This window comes from Terasakiispira papahanaumokuakeensis (genome assembly GCF_001709345.1).
GTDB classification, from domain to species: Bacteria; Pseudomonadota; Gammaproteobacteria; order Pseudomonadales; family Halomonadaceae; genus Terasakiispira; species Terasakiispira papahanaumokuakeensis.
This window is the reverse complement of the sequence record NZ_MDTQ01000001.1, coordinates 1,927,526-1,944,413: the sequence shown is the minus strand read 5'-3', so window position 1 is coordinate 1,944,413 and position 16,888 is coordinate 1,927,526. Positions and strand designations below refer to the sequence as shown.

General features: G+C 49.6%; 15 protein-coding genes. 8 read left to right on the top strand and 7 right to left on the bottom strand.

What is annotated here, in order from left to right; translation table 11 throughout:
• Nucleotides 1-7: 7 nt before the first annotated feature.
• Both modB and modA read right to left on the bottom strand, forming a co-directional pair.
• Entirely contained in the window at nt 8-715 is a 708-nt protein-coding gene (modB, locus tag BFW38_RS08515; protein WP_245686120.1) for a molybdate ABC transporter permease subunit, read from the bottom strand.
• On the bottom strand, nt 715-1,533 hold the full coding sequence (gene modA / locus BFW38_RS08510) for a molybdate ABC transporter substrate-binding protein (RefSeq protein WP_245686119.1): 819 nt from the start codon (nt 1,531-1,533) through the stop codon (nt 715-717). Before modA ends, modB begins: the two co-directional genes overlap by 1 nt.
• 449 nt (nt 1,534-1,982) lie before the next feature.
• Between modA and BFW38_RS08505 the strand changes: the two genes are divergently transcribed.
• The 4 genes from BFW38_RS08505 to BFW38_RS08490 are packed head-to-tail and all read left to right on the top strand — an operon-like array spanning nt 1,983 to nt 5,971.
• Nucleotides 1,983-3,059 (top strand): extracellular solute-binding protein, encoded by a 1,077-nt coding sequence (locus BFW38_RS08505; RefSeq protein ID WP_068997999.1) that lies wholly within the window; start codon nt 1,983-1,985, stop codon nt 3,057-3,059.
• On the top strand, nt 3,056-4,216 hold the full coding sequence (locus BFW38_RS08500; RefSeq protein WP_245686118.1) for an ABC transporter ATP-binding protein: 1,161 nt from the start codon (nt 3,056-3,058) through the stop codon (nt 4,214-4,216). The genes BFW38_RS08505 and BFW38_RS08500 overlap by 4 nt, the downstream gene beginning before the upstream one ends.
• Before the next feature lie 19 nt (nt 4,217-4,235).
• Nucleotides 4,236-5,102, top strand: coding sequence for an ABC transporter permease (locus BFW38_RS08495; RefSeq protein WP_068997998.1), 867 nt, complete (start codon nt 4,236-4,238; stop codon nt 5,100-5,102).
• A gap of 5 nt (nt 5,103-5,107) precedes the next feature.
• On the top strand, nt 5,108-5,971 hold the full coding sequence (locus BFW38_RS08490; RefSeq protein WP_068997997.1) for an ABC transporter permease: 864 nt from the start codon (nt 5,108-5,110) through the stop codon (nt 5,969-5,971).
• A gap of 275 nt (nt 5,972-6,246) precedes the next feature.
• On the opposite strand, the gene BFW38_RS08485 is transcribed toward BFW38_RS08490, so the two are convergent.
• Nucleotides 6,247-6,474 (bottom strand): hypothetical protein, encoded by a 228-nt coding sequence (locus tag BFW38_RS08485; protein WP_068997996.1) that lies wholly within the window; start codon nt 6,472-6,474, stop codon nt 6,247-6,249.
• A 345-nt stretch (nt 6,475-6,819) separates the two neighbouring features.
• On the opposite strand from BFW38_RS08485, the gene BFW38_RS08480 reads away from it, so the two are divergent.
• From BFW38_RS08480 to BFW38_RS08470, 3 genes are all read left to right on the top strand, one after another.
• A complete protein-coding gene (locus tag BFW38_RS08480; protein WP_175400956.1) occupies nt 6,820-7,335 on the top strand; it encodes a GNAT family N-acetyltransferase in 516 nt (171 codons plus the stop codon).
• Between the two features lie 246 nt (nt 7,336-7,581).
• Complete coding sequence (locus BFW38_RS08475; RefSeq protein WP_068997994.1) at nt 7,582-9,243, top strand: methyl-accepting chemotaxis protein; 1,662 nt, start codon at nt 7,582-7,584, stop codon at nt 9,241-9,243.
• 455 nt (nt 9,244-9,698) lie between these two features.
• Entirely contained in the window at nt 9,699-10,439 is a 741-nt protein-coding gene (locus tag BFW38_RS08470; RefSeq protein ID WP_068997993.1) for a hypothetical protein, read from the top strand.
• Between the two features lie 159 nt (nt 10,440-10,598).
• Here the strand turns inward: BFW38_RS08470 and metC are convergent, their stop codons facing one another.
• The 3 genes from metC to BFW38_RS08455 all read right to left on the bottom strand — a co-directional run bounded on the left by metC (nt 10,599) and on the right by BFW38_RS08455 (nt 14,087).
• Complete coding sequence (metC, locus tag BFW38_RS08465; RefSeq protein ID WP_068997992.1) at nt 10,599-11,771, bottom strand: cystathionine beta-lyase; 1,173 nt, start codon at nt 11,769-11,771, stop codon at nt 10,599-10,601.
• A gap of 94 nt (nt 11,772-11,865) precedes the next feature.
• Nucleotides 11,866-13,455: a rhodanese-like domain-containing protein gene (locus BFW38_RS08460; protein WP_068997991.1), complete on the bottom strand. Its 1,590-nt coding sequence runs from the start codon at nt 13,453-13,455 to the stop codon at nt 11,866-11,868.
• Nucleotides 13,456-13,457: 2 nt separating this feature from the next.
• Complete coding sequence (locus BFW38_RS08455) at nt 13,458-14,087, bottom strand: cysteine dioxygenase family protein (RefSeq protein WP_245686117.1); 630 nt, start codon at nt 14,085-14,087, stop codon at nt 13,458-13,460.
• Between the two features lie 350 nt (nt 14,088-14,437).
• Between BFW38_RS08455 and BFW38_RS08450 the strand changes: the two genes are divergently transcribed.
• On the top strand, nt 14,438-15,322 hold the full coding sequence (locus BFW38_RS08450; RefSeq protein ID WP_068997990.1) for a LysR substrate-binding domain-containing protein: 885 nt from the start codon (nt 14,438-14,440) through the stop codon (nt 15,320-15,322).
• Nucleotides 15,323-15,350: 28 nt separating this feature from the next.
• Here the strand turns inward: BFW38_RS08450 and BFW38_RS08445 are convergent, their stop codons facing one another.
• Entirely contained in the window at nt 15,351-16,862 is a 1,512-nt protein-coding gene (locus BFW38_RS08445) for a tripartite tricarboxylate transporter permease (RefSeq protein ID WP_068997989.1), read from the bottom strand.
• Nucleotides 16,863-16,888: the final 26 nt, after the last annotated feature.

The window sequence follows — 16,888 nt, the reverse complement described above, 5'->3', positions numbered from 1 at the left end:
TCTGCACTCATGAGTGTTCTCTCTTGCGGATATGTCGCATCGCCCACTCAGATCCCAAGAGCCCAAGGAAAGCCAGCACAATCGACAATCCAGCGAGGCGTGCTGCTGCGAGTTCTCCCCCAGGGGTTTGTATGGCGGTATAGATGGCGAGCGGTAACGTTCGAGTTTCCCCAGGGATGTTTGAGACAAACGTAATAATGGCGCCGAATTCTCCCAGACTGGCGGCAAAGGCGGTGGTGGCTCCAGCGATAATGCCGGGTAAGGCCAGTGGTAATGTAATGCTAATAAAACGGTCTATCCGATGTGCCCCTAGCGTGGCAGCGGCTTGATAAAGTCCAGGATCAATGCTTTCCAATGCCAAGCGGATCGACCTCACCTGAAACGGGAAGCTAATGATCGCCGCCGCTAAAGCCGCCCCTGTCCAGCTGAAGACAAGCCGGATATCCCATTGAGTCAGCAACCAATGGCCCAATGGTGCTCGCGTACCAAAACTGATCAGCAACAAGTAGCCCATCACCACGGGAGGCAAAATGAGTGGGAGATGGACAATGGCATCAACTATCACTCGGCCCCGAAAGTGGCGTTGAGTGAGTAAGGTCGCGACAATAATCGCAAAGGGTAATGCGGAGACCACCGCAACCATCGAGATTCTGAAACTCAGCAACAGCGCTTCGATTTCAGCGGATGATAACCCCCATAATGATGACGTCATCATCACGGTGCTGAATCAGCTTGACCAAAACCAAAGCGAGCAAAAATGGTCCCTGCTTCAGAGCTTGAGAGCCACTTGAGTAGGGCTTGGCTTTCGGCTGAATCATGATCTTTCATCAAGGCCACTGGATAAGTGATCGGCGTATGGCTGTGAGCGGGGAAAGTGGCCAGTATTTTGGTGTGTTGAGCGACTTGCGCATCCGTACGATAGACAATGCCCAAGGGTGTTTCTCCGCGCTCTACCAGCGCTAGGGCGGCACGTACATTGTCTGCTCGGGCTAAATGAGGCTCGAGATTAGACCAAAGCTTTAAATTTTCCAGCCCTTGTTTGGCATAGATCCCGGCCGGGACGTGACTGGGGTCTCCCATCGCTAATCGCTGATCTTCCCCTAAATAGTGTAGGAGAGGTGTCTCCTGCGTCAGTGTAAAAGAGGACAAGGGACTGCTTTCAGGGGCGATGACCACCAGTGCATTGCTTAGCAGATCTTTTCGAGTTCCCGGTGCTAGTAGCTGTTGTTCTTCCAGCCAGTCCATCCACTGTTCATTCGCGGAGATATATAAATCCGCAGGGGCCCCTGCTGCTAATTGTCTCGCCAGCACTGATGAACTGGCAAATGACAATCGAATGTGAGTGGCCGTTTTTTGTTCGTAAACTCGGGCGGCTTCAGTCATCGCATCGGTCATGCTGGCCGCAGCCATGACTGTCAATGTTTGGGCCTGAGCAACGAAGGGGCTAGAGATGAGCGTAATGGTCAGTAAAGTTTTAAATGATAAAGCTTTAAGCCCATGGACCTTGATTGAATTGAATAACCGCATCGACATTGATGGCGTCCCGTTTGAGTCTGTCTGACTATGTTGAGGTTCGCTATGTTTAACCAAATATAGCGGAAGATCAAGTGCTCTAAGTCAGCGCACTCATTAGAACGGAAGAGATTCTGTTAAACGCTCAAAGAAGATCAGGCAGAAAGGACTGAGAAAAATACAGGAAGAAAATACTGGACAGATAATAGATGAAGCCCCGGGTGATGGTTGAGATTGGGCAAAAGGGAAGGTGTTTGAAAAATTCGAGCGTTGATCAAATCTGTATTTGAGGTATGTCTTATCAGGAATTGCTTAAGTGAAAAGGCTGTTTTATTGTCATGAAGCGACAAGGGATCGGAAGCCGTCTGAGGTTGAGGCCATGGCTTGTCATGACAATGCAATATCGTGTGTCTAGCTTGATGTCCGGTCCAGGATTCATCTTTCATTCACATTGATGTTAAGGAATGGTCATGTTGACTCGATTCAGTAAGGGCGCACTAGTGGCATTCTCTGCGACGCTGCTGTCTGTTGCCGCGGTGCAGGTGCAGGCAGAAACACTACGGCTGATCACTTGGGGGGGATATGCACCGGATGATGTCGTGGCAGAATTTGAAAAGCAGACCGGGATTGATGTTCAAATCACGCTTTCCAATAATGAGGATATGATCTCTAAACTACGTGCCACTGGTGGTGCCGGTTTTGATTTGGCACAGCCCAGCCAGGATCGTATCGTGGGCGTTCAGCGGCAATTTAATATTTATCAGCCGATTGATTATAGCCGTGTGAAAACTGCCCAACTGCAAGACTCCATGCTTAAGGCGACGCGTGAAGCTACGGCTTTGAAAGGTCACGCTTATGGTGTACCTGCCGTTTGGGGCACCAGTGGCTTGATTGTGCATGATGAAGTCGCTGATCAAGTGAAAGACTATACCGATTTATGCCGTCCTGAACTGGCTGGTCATGTGAGTTATCGGTTGAAGCGCCCGACTTTAATTGGTTTTGCTTATGCGATGGGGCTTGATCCCTTTGCGGCTTATGCTGATCAAGATGCCTATCGCGATATTATGCGGCAGGTTGAGCAACGCTTAATTGATTGTAAATCCAATGTAAAAACCTATTGGACCGGTGGTGACCAGCTGTTATCGCTATTGCGTACCGGTGAAGTAAAAGCTGCAATGGCCTGGGATGCGGGGGGCTGGAAGCTCCATGCTGAAGACCCGAGTATTCATTTTGTGGCGCCGGCATCCGGGGCTTTGGGCTGGATTGATACTTTTGCGATTCCGCGTCGAAGTGAAAATCTGGATGCGGCCTATCAGTGGATTAATTTCGTGATGCAGCCGGAAATCGCCGCGCGTATTACTAATTCATCCGGTAATTTCACGGCATCCAAAGGCGCCGATGAATTTGTTAAAGCCAAATTGCGCGATGCTTATCGGGATAGCTTCAACGCGGCCGCTTTAGATAATATCAAGTGGTATCCCCCCGTTCCGCCGGGGCTTGAGCAGACTGAAGGTCAAGTGTTGGATCGGATTCAGGCGGCCCAATGACCTCTTCTGTGATGACTTCTTCTCAAGATTCGGCAACAACTGCTTGTGATCTGGTGTGTCAACATTTGGTGCGTGCGTTTGGCGCGCACCAAGCCGTTGATGATGTCAGCTTTGAAGTGCCCGCTGGGCGCTTCTTTTCCATTTTAGGGCCCTCTGGTTGCGGTAAAACAACCTTGTTGCGGATGTTAGCAGGGTTTGAAACCCCTGATGCTGGCGATATCCTGATTCAAGGTCGTTCAATGTTACCAGTGCCGCCCAATCGACGGCCGGTGAATTTAGTCTTTCAGCAGTTGGCCTTGTTCCCCTCTATGACGGTGGCCGAGAACATCGCGTATGGCCTCAAACGCCATAAAGTGCCAGCCTCTGCCAGACGGCAACGGATTGATGAAGTCCTGGCGCAGGTGGGGTTAGACGGTCTCGGTCATCGTCAGCCCGCTGCCCTTAGTGGAGGCCAGCGCCAACGAGTTGCGCTGGCACGATGCTTAGTCTTACGTCCGGCTTTGCTTTTACTTGATGAGCCTTTGGGGGCTTTGGATTTAAAGCTTCGCGAGCAGATGAAAGTTGAGCTGAAGCATCTGCAACAAGCCTTCGGTACCACCTTTGTTTATATCACTCACGATCAATCTGAAGCCATGGTGATGTCTGACCAAGTGGCGGTCATGAGAGAAGGTCGTTTTGAACAAGTCGATACCCCTGAAGCGCTTTATCATGACCCTCAAACACCTTTTGTCGCCGGTTTTGTGGGGGATAATAATCAGTTAGAAGGGGTCGTCGAGCGTCAGGAGGGCGGCCAGGTTGGTGTGAGATTGTCGGGCAATAACCTCGTGATGGCTCAGTGTCTGGGCCCCGCAGCCTCAGTGGGCGATCAAGTCTCACTCTTTATTCGCCCCGAGTTTATTCGAATGACGCCTTTATCGTCGGGTTCATTGTCTGCTGATGGGATGCAGCCTGAAGGCTCTTCAATGCATTGTCAGGCTGAAGTTGTGACGACTCTTTTTGATGGGGCTAACAGCCGGGTTGAATTGCGTATTGGCAGACAAACCCTGATGGCCCGTTTACCGCAGGATGCATCATCGGTCCACTTTCATCCTGGTGAGTGGGTCGCATTGAGTTGGGCGACGGAGAAAGCCCGCGTTTTCTCAGGGTGGGCGTCATGAGTGCGGTGAGGCTGAGACAATGAATAAAGTCCATCACCAACATGCGCGGCGACTTTCGCTTTGGCTATTGCTAACCCCCTTTGTGCTTTGGATTGGGCTATTGGTGCTGTTGCCACATTTACAAATGTTGCGCGTTTCATTCCAAGTGCGAGAGAGCTGGGATTCTGTGACCTGGGGGCTTGATCAGTATGCTCATTTTTTCACTGAGCCGTACTACTGGCGTACTTTTTTACGCACCGGTTTGATGTCCTTGCTGACGATGATATTAACCTTGGTCGTGGCTTTCCCCATTGCCTGGTATATCGCCCGACTGGCTCGTGGACGTGCACGCGGCTGGTTGTTTCTCGCTTGTTTAATTCCTTTCTGGGCCAGTGAACTCGTCCGCACTTATGGTTGGATGATTCTGTTGCGAGAAAGTGGTGTATTCAGCGCCCTGTTGCAGTGGTTTGGATTTGCCCCGACAGAGATGCTTTACAACGATGTCGCTGTCGTGGTCGGGTTGGTCTATAACGGCCTTCTCTTTATGGTGGTACCGCTGGTGACAACGCTTGATGGCCTTGATGAGAGCTTGGTTGAGGCGGGCTATGATCTTGGCGGAGGACATTTCACTGTCATGCGGGAAATTGTGGTGCCCTGGGCCATGCCGGGGATCGTATCGGGGTGTATTGTGGTGTTTATGTTGACCTTAGGCAGTTATCTCACGCCCACTTTAATGGGGGGGAAAGATAGCGCTTGGTTTACACAACAAATTTTCACTCAGTTTATTACCCGATTTAACTGGGAGCAGGGCGCCGCGCTTGGGATTTTACTGTTGTTGCTGTCCTCACTGATGATCTGGCTCGGGCTTCGCTTGACGGGGCAGTCTCTGCGTAAAGTGATGGGGTAATACCGATGATTCGTTCAGTACCACACTCCCCTTGGTTTAATCGTATTTATGGGCTGTATTTAGTCATTTTCTTTGTCTACTTGGCCCTGCCGCTTTTGATGACTGTTGTTTTCGCTTTTAATGATTCGCCTTTTCCATCACTACCTTGGCAAGGGTTTACGTTGGATTGGTTTGTCGCTGATCCGGCCGATGGCACACGTACCGGTTTGCTACATGATCAGGGGCTGCTCTCGGCATTGGGCAACAGTGCGATGATTGCTTTATGGGTCACACTGTTGAGCGTGGTGTTAGGCACAGTGAATGCCGTGCTCTTTGAGCGCTTACAGTTTCGTGGCAAAGAGCTGCTGTATTTGGTGATGTTATTACCGTTGGTCATTCCTGGCGTTATTTTGGGCGTCTCGATTTTGGTGTTTTACAGTGGCTTGGCAAATCACGTCTCCAATCAATGGGGCATTGAACTCGATATGTTCCGGCCCAGCATGTCACTGGTGGTGATGGGGCAGGTCAGCTTTATCACGACATTATCAACGTTGGTGATTGCGGCTCGGCTTCGCAAGTTTGACCCCCATTTAGAAGAGGCGGCGTTAAACCTTGGGGCAACACCATGGGTTGCTTGGTTCACGGTCACTTTACCTTGGTTGCGTCCTGCGCTGATGGGAGCGGCCGCCATGGCCTTTCTAATGTCTTTTGAGAACTTCAATACCACGGTGATGTTGACGGGAAGCGATACGCCTTTGACGGTGGCTTTATTTAACCGATTGCGTGAAGGGTCGACCCCAGTGCTGAATGCAGTCGCTTTATTTTTGATGGTGGCTTCAGCGTTGTTGGCGTTAGTGGCAACAAGAGGGGATAAAAACGCTGAGGCTTAAAGTAGTGAAAGAAAAAGTGAATGATAGAAAAAACCGAGTCTGCGGGCGCAGACTCGGTTTTAATCCTCTACATGTTTGTCGAACATCCCACTCGGTTCAGAACAAGTACAGTTAAGAATAAGTACGCTTTGCAATTGTGACAATGCCACCTTGTGGCATGTCTGCGTGATTTCATCAGGTCAGTGGACTCAAGTACTGTGAACTCGAAGTGCAGTGAACTCAAAGTACTGTAGGCTCTAAGTGCTACAGACTAAAATCACTGTAGACTCAAAGTACTATTCATCTAGCCAGTAGGGGCTGAGATGGATACTGGGGATACCATAAAATGCTTCAGCATCTTCTGCTTCAGGGTGCTCATCAAGCCACTCTTCAGCTTCAACTTCGGCGATCAAATCCATAAGTTCAGCGAGTTTGAAGTCGCCGGGCTGAGTATCACGAATGCCGACGGTCAGGCCTTTGGGTGTTGGAACACCTTTCATATTCATCTTGATCACGACAGGCATGGGCAATCCCCCTGGTTCATCTGACGATCCAGCCATTTACAAGGCTGGAGCATGACGCCACATGGGCAGTCTCTTTAACATTGCGACATTCATCGCCATATGTCGAGCCCTGATCTCTCCCTAAGATAAAAAAATTTCGACATCAAACTATTGGGTACCTAGCATTGATCGCTCGACTGGAGTTGAATGATATCAATAAATTAGAGGGTATCATGTATTCAAAGTTCCTGTAGAGATCAAGGCTTTGATCTCATTGGCAAGGCTTGACCTCATGATCAGTGCTGCACGACTTGTACGGATTCCGGTACGAATGATGACAGAATGATATAAAGGAGAATGCCGCTGATGTGGGATATTCGGCCGCTCACTATGGATGATGCGGGCCATTTGTTGCGTTTTGAGCTGGATAATCGCGCTTGGTTTGAGCGTTTTATTCAGCCTAGACCCGACTCATTTTATACCCCTACAGGTGTGCGTTTGCATATCAGGCAGTTTTTGCAAGAAAACCGCCAGGGGAAACGCTTGCCTCGACTGATTATTCATCGTGAGAGTGGCGTTATTGTCGGTCGAGTGAATTTGCATAACCTGAGACTTGATCAAGGTAGCGCTTTTATTGGTTATCGCGTCGCCCAATCGATTGCCAGGCAAGGTGCGGCTAAGCGAGGTGTTGATCTTATTCAGCATGAGGCTCGCTTATTAGGCATCAGGACACTGCTAGCCTATGTCGTGTCTGCCAATCTAGCCTCACAAAAGGTGCTACAGCACCATGGTTTCAAGGTAAAGCAGCGATTACCTGACTATGTCTCGCTTCACGGGCAAAAGTTAGATTGTCTTTATTGCTATAAACAACTATATGAATAGTTGAGTAAATCCTTTTTTTGTGTGTGATGCAATAAATTTTTTGTGGGTTATTTTAATGGTTGTTGTGCATGGATGTGATTCAAGTTTGTGATGGTATTTTTTGTTGTGTTTTATTGTGTTTGTCGGCTGAATTGATTACGAATGATAAAATATATTGACGTCTTCTTGATGGGTTTTACGGGTGCATGAGTATTAAAATGCAAAGATACCGTCGTTATTTCGCGTTAGTCCAGGAGCTTATATCTCGTGTTGCTCAATAAGATGACAGTCAAAAAACAGTTGTTGTTGGTCGTTTTTATTCCATGTGTGGTTCTTTTAGTGATGAGCTGGGCGGGAATTAGAGGGCTCTCCGGCCTGCAATCAGAAACCCAAATATTAGCCGAAAATACCAGTGCACCTATGCGTTCACTTGCTGAGGTTGGCATGCGTAACTTACGTATGCGTGTGGGTATCGATGCTATGTTAATGCGTGAGCTAGAGCCTTCGCTTAAAAATAAAAGTGACACTCGTACGCTGGTGGATAGCGTCAATGAAGTTCGTCAAGATGATTTTCCTCAGATGGAAAAAGCATTGAATGACGCACTTGAAGCGCAGGTTAACCCGCAAGCAAGAGCAAAAGTGAAAAGTTTGATTAATACATTTGGGCAGATTAAAAATAATGAATTAGTGCCCATGTTGAATGCGTTTGAGGCAGGAGATTTGGCGCAAGGTTATAAAGTTTATAAGCAGTATGCCAGTAGTTATCGCGTGATTCGCAATGATACTAATGATTTGTTGGATCAGCTTCTAGAAGACTCGGTGGACATTTTTGAGCATAGTAAGGCTCGTTATTACCAGGTGCGTTTTGAGATTTTAGCCTGGTTAGTGGGGGCTTTGTTAGCAACTTGCTTATTGTCGTTACTGGTTTTACGTCGCTTTAATCAGCGAGTTAATCAGTTGCAAACCGGGATCAGTGAAGCGGCTGATCAATTAGATCTTTCGGCTCAAATTGCATTACAAGGGCAAGATGAAATGGCGGATATTGCTCGTCATTTCAATCAATTTACTCATAAAGTTCAGAGTGCCATCAGTGCGGTTGCCCGTAACTCTAAAGCGTTGGCCGATACGGCTGTACAGGTTTCAGCCAAAGCCCAAGAAACGCATTCGAACTGTGTCAAAGAACGTGATCGTTCGACTATGGTGGCGACCGCGATTAATGAGATGGGGGCTTCTATTGAAGATATTGCCACGAATGCTTCACAAGCGGCACAAGCGGCTAAAGAAGCTGATGGCCAAGCCCACTCAGGAGCTGAACTGGTCTCTCAGGCTCAAGATGGCATGACAGTGTTGTTTGATGAAATTGCTCACGTCAGCCAGGTGATTGGTTCATTGGCGGAGCAAACGGATTCTATTGGCAGTATTTTGGAGACCATTCGAGGCATTTCTGAGCAAACGAATTTGCTGGCGCTGAATGCGGCGATTGAAGCCGCCCGAGCAGGAGAGCATGGCCGTGGATTTGCCGTGGTTGCTGATGAAGTGCGCAACTTGGCCAGCCGTTCTGCGTCATCGGCCGATGAAATTCAATCCATGATTAATCAGTTACAGGAACAATCTAGTAAAACGGTCACTGCCATGGAAAGTAGCCAGGAGCAGAGTGGTCAAGTTGTGAGCCGAACTGGCGAGGCGAATGTGTCATTACAGAGTATTACACATCACATCGGCTTGATTACTGAAATGAATATTCAAGTGGCCACGGCCACAGAGCAACAAACCAGTGTCGTGAATGATATGAATCAGAGTATCGATGAAATCAATCAATTGACTATGGAAACTGCTGAAATTGCTGACCAGCTCACCGCTTCTAGTCAAACACTGCAGTCACTATCAACACAGTTAGATGAATTGGTCACTCAATTTAAAATCGCCTAACTTATCAGTATGCCGCTCACGTCAAAGTCTCCACGTGAGCGGCATTCACAATGATCGACTGATTCCCTTCTCTGGTATCACCTCTTTGATTCCCTCTGCAAATATCTGCGCTCGACAAGGGGCGTGAGTCTCATGGGCCACACATACCTGGCGATTTAGTCTATGAGGACTGTGGTCTGATCCTGTCTGTCAGATTTCTCTGATTGATCTGGCAACAGCCAAAAAATTTCTTGTTTTTTTATATGTGACAAATGTTTTTCTATTTTCTTAAAGTTTTCTTAAGGTATAATGAATCAATAGTTGGCTAACAAAATAGGTGCAGCTGCTTTGCGTAGGGTTCACCGCCATACCTGCTTGATGGTGTGGGTTGTTTGTCGTGATATTGCGACAGCTTCAGCCCGCGCTGTGCCGCAATAAAAACATATAGCCTATTCCAATGACCTAAAGGTGATGATATGTCCCGTGACTCTCTTCTCGAGGCTCGGCGGCTCGTCATTCAGAGCATCATGCGGTTTGTTTATGTTGCACTGGGGATGGCGGCGCTTGTCGGAATATTGCGTTTGGATTTAAGTTTATCTGCTGATCCATTATCTGAAACGGCTTTAACTGAAATTACGCAGGAAGTACTGCTTGCGGTCTCGGCGGTCTGTTTTGCATGGCTGGCCCGGCAACTTCCGCAGCAGCGCGGGTTTTATATTCTGGTGGCCGGTTTCTTCTCTACTATGTTGATTCGCGAATTAGATGTATTGTTTGATCTGATCCAGCATGGGTTTTGGGTGTACCCCGCCACTTTAACGGCTGTCATGGCGATTGTGACGGCTGCGTGCCTTAAAGGGACGACTCTGGAAACTTTTGCCGCTTTCCTGAGAACGCCACAGTCGAATACGATTATCTATGGCCTCGTGATCGTACTGGCCTTTAGCCGTTTATTTGGTATGGGAACTTTGTGGCATGGGGTGATGGGCAGTGACTATCTTTACATCGTGAAGTCGGTTGTCGAAGAGGGCACTGAATTATTGGGCTATGGCTTTATTGTGTGTGGTAGTCTCAGTTTTGCGCTGAGTAAACGGCACGAAATGAAGGTGGCTGAACAGCGCTCTTCTCAAATGACCGCGTTAGACGCGTGTTCAGACTCAGAGTCTGCTGCAGCGGCTCAAGGTGCGAAGCATTCTAATATGAAGCATTCTAATATCTAGTCTTCAACCTATCGCGTCTTCAACGAGTCAGCATTTAATGATCTAACATTTAATCAATGATGATAAGCCACATGGTGCCGCCACGTGGCTTATTTTTTATGTCGCTGATTTGTTATGCAATTTGTGTCTTATATGGCTTATCTTGATGCTTGAATCGACTTATTTGGAAAAACATGTCCAGGCTTGTGCCAGATCAGCTTGGAGATCGCTAGCATCTTCAAGACCAATACTAAGGCGTACACAAGGGCCTTTATTTTGCCATTTTTGAGCACTACAGCTGCGTGCTGAGGCGGGTGTCACAGGCAGTACCAAGCTTTCATAGCCTCCCCATGACGAGCCGATACTGAAGAGTGTCAGGGCCTCAACCCAAGCATCTCGTTGAGCGTCAGTGATGTCCGCATTGAACTCAATCGTGATCAATCCATTGGTTCCGGTGCAATCACGTTGCCAAATCTCATGCCCAGGATGGTCCTGACGAGAGGGTTGATGGATTCGTGCCACTCCAGGCTGTTGCGCTAACCAATCGCCCAACCGCTGCGCAGTTTGGGCATGCTGCGCCATTCGGCAGGGTAATGTACGTAAACCTCGAAGCGCTAAATAAGCATCATCCGCGCTAATGCACTGGCCCAAGGTGATCGCCATTTCCCGTAAGCGGTGGGCCATATCACCGCTGGCAGTGACGGTGCCTAGCATGACGTCAGAATGGCCTACGACATACTTGGTGCCCGCCATCAGTGAAATACTGGCTCCTAAAGCTAAAGGCTGCATCAGTAGCCCACTGGCCCAGGTGTTGTCCACGGCCACTGGAATATCATGCTGCTGGGCAAATTCGGTGATCGCCGACAAATCCTGCATCTCGTAAACCAACGACCCAGGGACTTCAGTGTAAATCAGTCGTGTCTCAGGGCGTAACAGCGTGGCGAGATGTTCGACGGAACCATCGAAGTAATCAACATCAATGCCCCAGGGTTGGAGCAATCCATTGACGCACTGCCGAACGGGCTGATAAACGCTGTCAGCGATGATTAAGTGGTCACCGGGTTTAAGTACTGTGAGCAATACTAAGTTAATCGCTGCAACCCCAGAGGGGAGCAATTGGGTTTGCTCGCCGCCTTCTAACAGTGAGATCGCATCTTCCAGCGCATGCGTTGTCGGTGTGCCTCGGCGCCCATAGCTGAACAGCCGCTCGCCATCGGCCCGACGCTTTTTCACTTCTCGCATCTGGGTCAGACTATCGAAAGTCACCGTGCTGGTGCGAACAATCGGAGGGTTAACTGGGCCGGGCTTATTCTCGGTCCTAGCAATATGCAGTAGGTCGGTGTTTATTGTCATGATGAGTCCTTACCTATGCCTTTGGCGTGAGGCTTTTATTCTGGCTAATGCTTATTTGAGTCTCTGAGCTTGCTGAAGCTGAAGTAAAGCGTGATCAATCGCAATTCATTTCAATCGCAAACGTTGCTCTTTCTTCATCATCGAGTTTAGGCACAAGTCCAACTTCCCAGGCCAGGTAGCGTTTTGAGGCTTCGAGGTTACCATCGTGACGGTCATGTACGAAGAATAGAAAATCGATGCAGTCATCATCGCAGGGTTGGTCTGGCGTCTGGCTCAGTGCCAAGCCATGATCAGCCCAGGCCTCAAGATCCGCAGGGAGTTGATGCAAATGCTGTGCTCCTTGTGTTTTCAGGTCTTCGGCCAGGCCAACCACCTGTTCCGGGTCACCGATTAAGACAAGGGGTTGGGCAAGATCTAGTGTTGTGAGATGACGTGCTAAATGAGCGCGATTGATCCACTGGCTACCGCTGAGATGCGATTGGCGGTATTGCATCCCCGGCCGCGCATCTAACAGCTGCACGCTTTGCATGCTGATCCACTGGCTTAGCGTCTCCAGATCAATGGTCTCTGGGGGGGTAGGGTGGTTCAAAGGGAGTTGGCGTTGATTGAGTTGTGACCACTGTTGGTGGCCGCCCGCTAACCACACGACCTCAACCCCCATTAATGAAAGCCAGGCCGCTACAGTCGGCGCTCGGCACTCATCATCATCAACCAGGACTAGGCGTGATCGGTAAACGCCTACCCAATGATCGGTGGCCTGGATCAATTGTCCGCCCGGTGCGTGGATAGCACTGGGGGCATGAGCTTTTGCAAACTCTTCATGGGTTCGAACATCGAACACATAAGTCGTACGCGTGGTGTCGGCCAACCATTGGTTGACCGTGGTGGCATCGATCGCTCTCGCGCCATGTTGCTCAGCTAAAGCCCGAGCGGTCGAGGCTTGTAAAGCAGGGACGGGGGCATGGTCGGGGTAACGACGATCACTCCCATGCTCGAGTGATAAGCCCGCTAGACGCCAACCTTGTGTACCATTCTCTAACGCGTAGACCGGGTTTTCCAAGCCTAACCAGCAGAGGGTTTGAGCGCCAATAATGCTGCGGGTTCGGCCTGCGCAGTTAATCACAATAGGGGTTTCATGATCACCATTGAGCAGTGCCGGGGTTCGCTTCACTAACTCACCGTTCGGGCAACACAGGCTGCCGGGAATATTCATTTTGTGATATTCGCGATAGGGGCGGCCATCTAAAATATGAACTGCCCGCCCTTCTGCCTGCCATTGCGCTAAGGTTTTAGCCTCAATACTAGGGGTATGGTAAATCTCGTGAATCAGCTCGCCGAATGTTTTGCTGACCACATTAACGCCTTCAAAAAGGTTGTAACCCGCCGCCTTCCAAGCGTTGAGGCCACCGCTTAAGACGCGGACATCGCGATACCCTAATTGACTGAGTTGTTGGGCTGCATGGTTGGCGCGCCCTTCATCGGATTGATCCATCAACACAATGCACGCCTCCAAACGAGGGACAAAAGTGCCGATCAAGCTTTCCAGACGACTCAGTGGGACATTAACGCTGTGAAAAGGGTGCCCCATGCCATATTCGCCAAACTCGCGAATATCCAAAAAAGCGGTTTCTTCATCGGGTTTTGCCAGCCTGGACTTGAGCGCTTCTGGAGTGATGGTGTGCATTATTATGCTCCTGCCCGGCGTGTTTTGACGCCAATATCCATAATGCGGCAGGTGCCGGTGTCGAGGTCAAATGTTAGACGTTCGGTGAGCGTTTCCAGTGCTCGGCCATATAAGTGAAGATGTCGGATCGGGGTCTCGCCTTCGATCAACACCGAGTGGATATCGTCCGGCATCAAGGCAACGCCGCTACCTGGGCCCACGACCAACTCGTGATCGACTTCCAGGGTGGCTTGTCCTGGCGTTTGGCCATCATCCAGCCGTTGATAAATCGTATTCAGCTCCGCACCTTCAACCGCAGCAATACAAGCCCAAGTGGTGTGGTTATGAGGGGGGATACGCTTACCAGGACGCATGACATTCAAGTAAAGCACGATACTGTTGTCATCCTGCTCGCCAATAAAATAGCGAGCTTGGCGTTCATTCTCTTCGGGCGGAGGAAAATCACCGGCATTCCATAATGCGGTTTGAGCTGCTAGTGCTTTCAGCTCACTGAGAATAAGGCTGAGTGCCTCGCGTGTGAGCCCTTGTTGATCCAGATGCTGTCTCACCTGATTCAGCGCTTGCGTGACTAGGTTTTGTCGATCTTGAGGCGTCGTCGTTGTGAAAGATGAGTGTGGTGTCGGGGTCGTCATAGGTCTGATCTCTATGGCTGATAGGGTCGGACACCGTTGTGCGAGCACTTGTCATCGTTGTCATGTCAAGCAGACCTGCTGAAGCAAGTAATTCGAAACAACAGTGGATTGATTAATGACTCCACACTACTGCACTATAGTTTATCTTTATAATCATAATTTTGCTTTAAAATATAAGTATTGCTTAACTATCTTGGCTGATCAATGCTGCTGCTATCGGTTGTAGGGTGATGGTGGGGTGGTTCAGTTTTAATTGGCTGGCTTTTAAAGGGTCAACGTTTAAAGGGTCAACGGATCGTGAAGTGATGTACTCATACCTGCGGATGATTTGATCAAAAGGGAGTGAATTGATGCGCCATCTGGATCTTTCATTGTTGCGCACTTTTGTCGCGATTTGCGATGAAGCCAATTTTGCCCGAGCAGCGCTTAAGGTGCATAAATCTCAACCCGCCATCAGTCAACAAATGAAGCGGTTGGAGCAAGAGCTCGATGTTGTTTTGTTCGTCAAAAAAGGACGACAGAAAGAGTTGACCCCCGCGGGCATTCGGCTAGTGGATTATGCGCGCCGATTGTTGGCCCTGCATGATGAGATGTGGTCTGCCTTGCATGATCAAGAATTGACCGGCCCTGTGCGTATTGGTGCGCCTGCGGATATTGCCGATACCGTTTTACCCGGTATTTTGCAGCGCTTTGCCCGTGCCAATCCGCGCTTGTCTATGGCCATCCACGTCGGACGAAGCCCTGATTTGATGGATATGATGGCCGCTGGCGCATTGGATCTGACGATCTCAACCCGTGAGTCACCCTCACATCCTCACTTGATTTTACGTACTTCCCCGGTGGTGTGGATTGCCGCCAACGATTACCACTTGGATCCGCAAGAACCATTGCCGCTAGTGATTGCCGATGAACCCAGTATCTTTCGTCGTTTTGCATTAGAAGCGCTGGTTCAGGCGGGCCACGATTACAAAGAAAGTTATATCGCGCCTAATCTTGCCGGCATTAAAGCAGCCGTTAGAGCGGGTCTCGGTGTTACCGCGCGAAGTGTGGAAGTGGTGACCCCTGAGTTTAGGGTGCTGGGTGAACGGCAGGGGCTACCGGCCTTGCCAGATGTGAATTTTTATCTTTATCTGCGTGAAGATAATACCAACGAGGCGGCGACCAAGCTGTATCACCTGCTGGCCAGCCATGTCGGCGGCCAGCAGGGAGTGATTGAACCTAGCCTTCCAAACTGATTTTAATCACTGGTGCAGGTGGCCTTGGTTAAGCCGCCTGCTGTGAGGGCAGGCGCCGGTGTAACCGTTTGTAAAGCGGCCAAAGCATGAACAGTATCGTAAAGATCAGCATGGTTAGGCTTAAGGGTTGGGTAAAGAAATAGCTGATAGAGCCCCCTGAAATTGACATGCTTTGGAAGTAGGCCCGCTCAATCACCGGTGCGAGCACTAGCGCCAGAATAAAGGGCGATAATGGCACATGCATTCGGTTAAAGAGAAAGCCCAGCAGGCCAAAGGCTAAGGCGACCAGAATCCCAAAGAGACTGTTGCTGATGGCAAAAGCCCCGGTGAAGCATAAACAGGCGATGGCCGCTGCTAATAATGATTGGGGGATCTGGTTAATCAGATTGGGCACAAGTCGAGCTAACAGTAGACCAATGGGGAACATCAAAATGTTAGCCACCAAAAAGCTGCCTACAATCAAATAGGCGACATCGGGGCTGTCATTAAAGAGTGAAGGCCCAGGACGCAACCCTTGAATCAAAAGCGCCCCCAGAAACAGTGCCGATGTTGAGTTGCCCGGAATCCCCAGTGATAACAGCGGTACCATTGAACTGGCTACGACTGAATTGTTGGCGGCTTCCGGTGCCGCAACACCTTCTGGTAAACCTTGGCCGCATTGCGTGCCAAAACGTCGACGAACTCGCTCATACGCCATATAAATCGCGACCAACATCCCGGCGCCCGGCAATATTCCAACTAAATTACCTAAGGCTGCGGCACTGAGCCAGGTCGGCATCAAGCGTTTGATCATCTGGCCTGAGAGCAGCATATCGGCAAAGCGGATAGGAGTTTTGGGCGCTGCGGCATGGGCCGTTTCATGGGCTGGTTTAGCCATCATCTCAAAAACCACACTGAGACCAAATAGCCCTATTAAAATAGGGGTTAACGGCAGCCCATCGAAGAGCCAGAAACTGCCAAAAGTGAAGCGGGGGAAACCTGATTCAGGGCTCATGCCAATCATGGCAACCAGCAATCCCAGTAAGCACGACAGCGCGCTTTTCATGGCATTACCTGCCGCCATACCAATCACCGTGGAAAGCCCTAAAATGCTCAGTGAGAAATACTCTGCTGGACCAAAATTGAGCGCATACTCTGCCAGGACTGGGGCAAAGAACATCAGTACTAAGGCAGAAATTACCCCAGCAAACGCTGAACTATAAGTGGCAATCCCGAGAGCTAGGCCTGCTTGCCCTTTTTGGACCATCGCATGACCATCAACCGCGGTGAGTACAGAAGAAGCCGTGCCCGGTATTTTTAATAAAATAGCGGGGAAGGCACCGCCAAAGCAGGCGGAACAGTAAACCCCAACTAACAGGGGGAAAGCGATATCGGAGGGCATGGCGAAGGTGATAGGTACCAACACCGCGAGTGTAATGGTGTCATTAAGCCCTGGAATTGAGCCCACCACTAACCCCAGCGTAACCCCAGCCAACAGGCTTAATAAAGGCCAGAGACTGAAAATATGCAGCCCGGCCGAGAAAAGCGCAGCATAATCCATAACAAGATCCTCGTACCTGATAGACT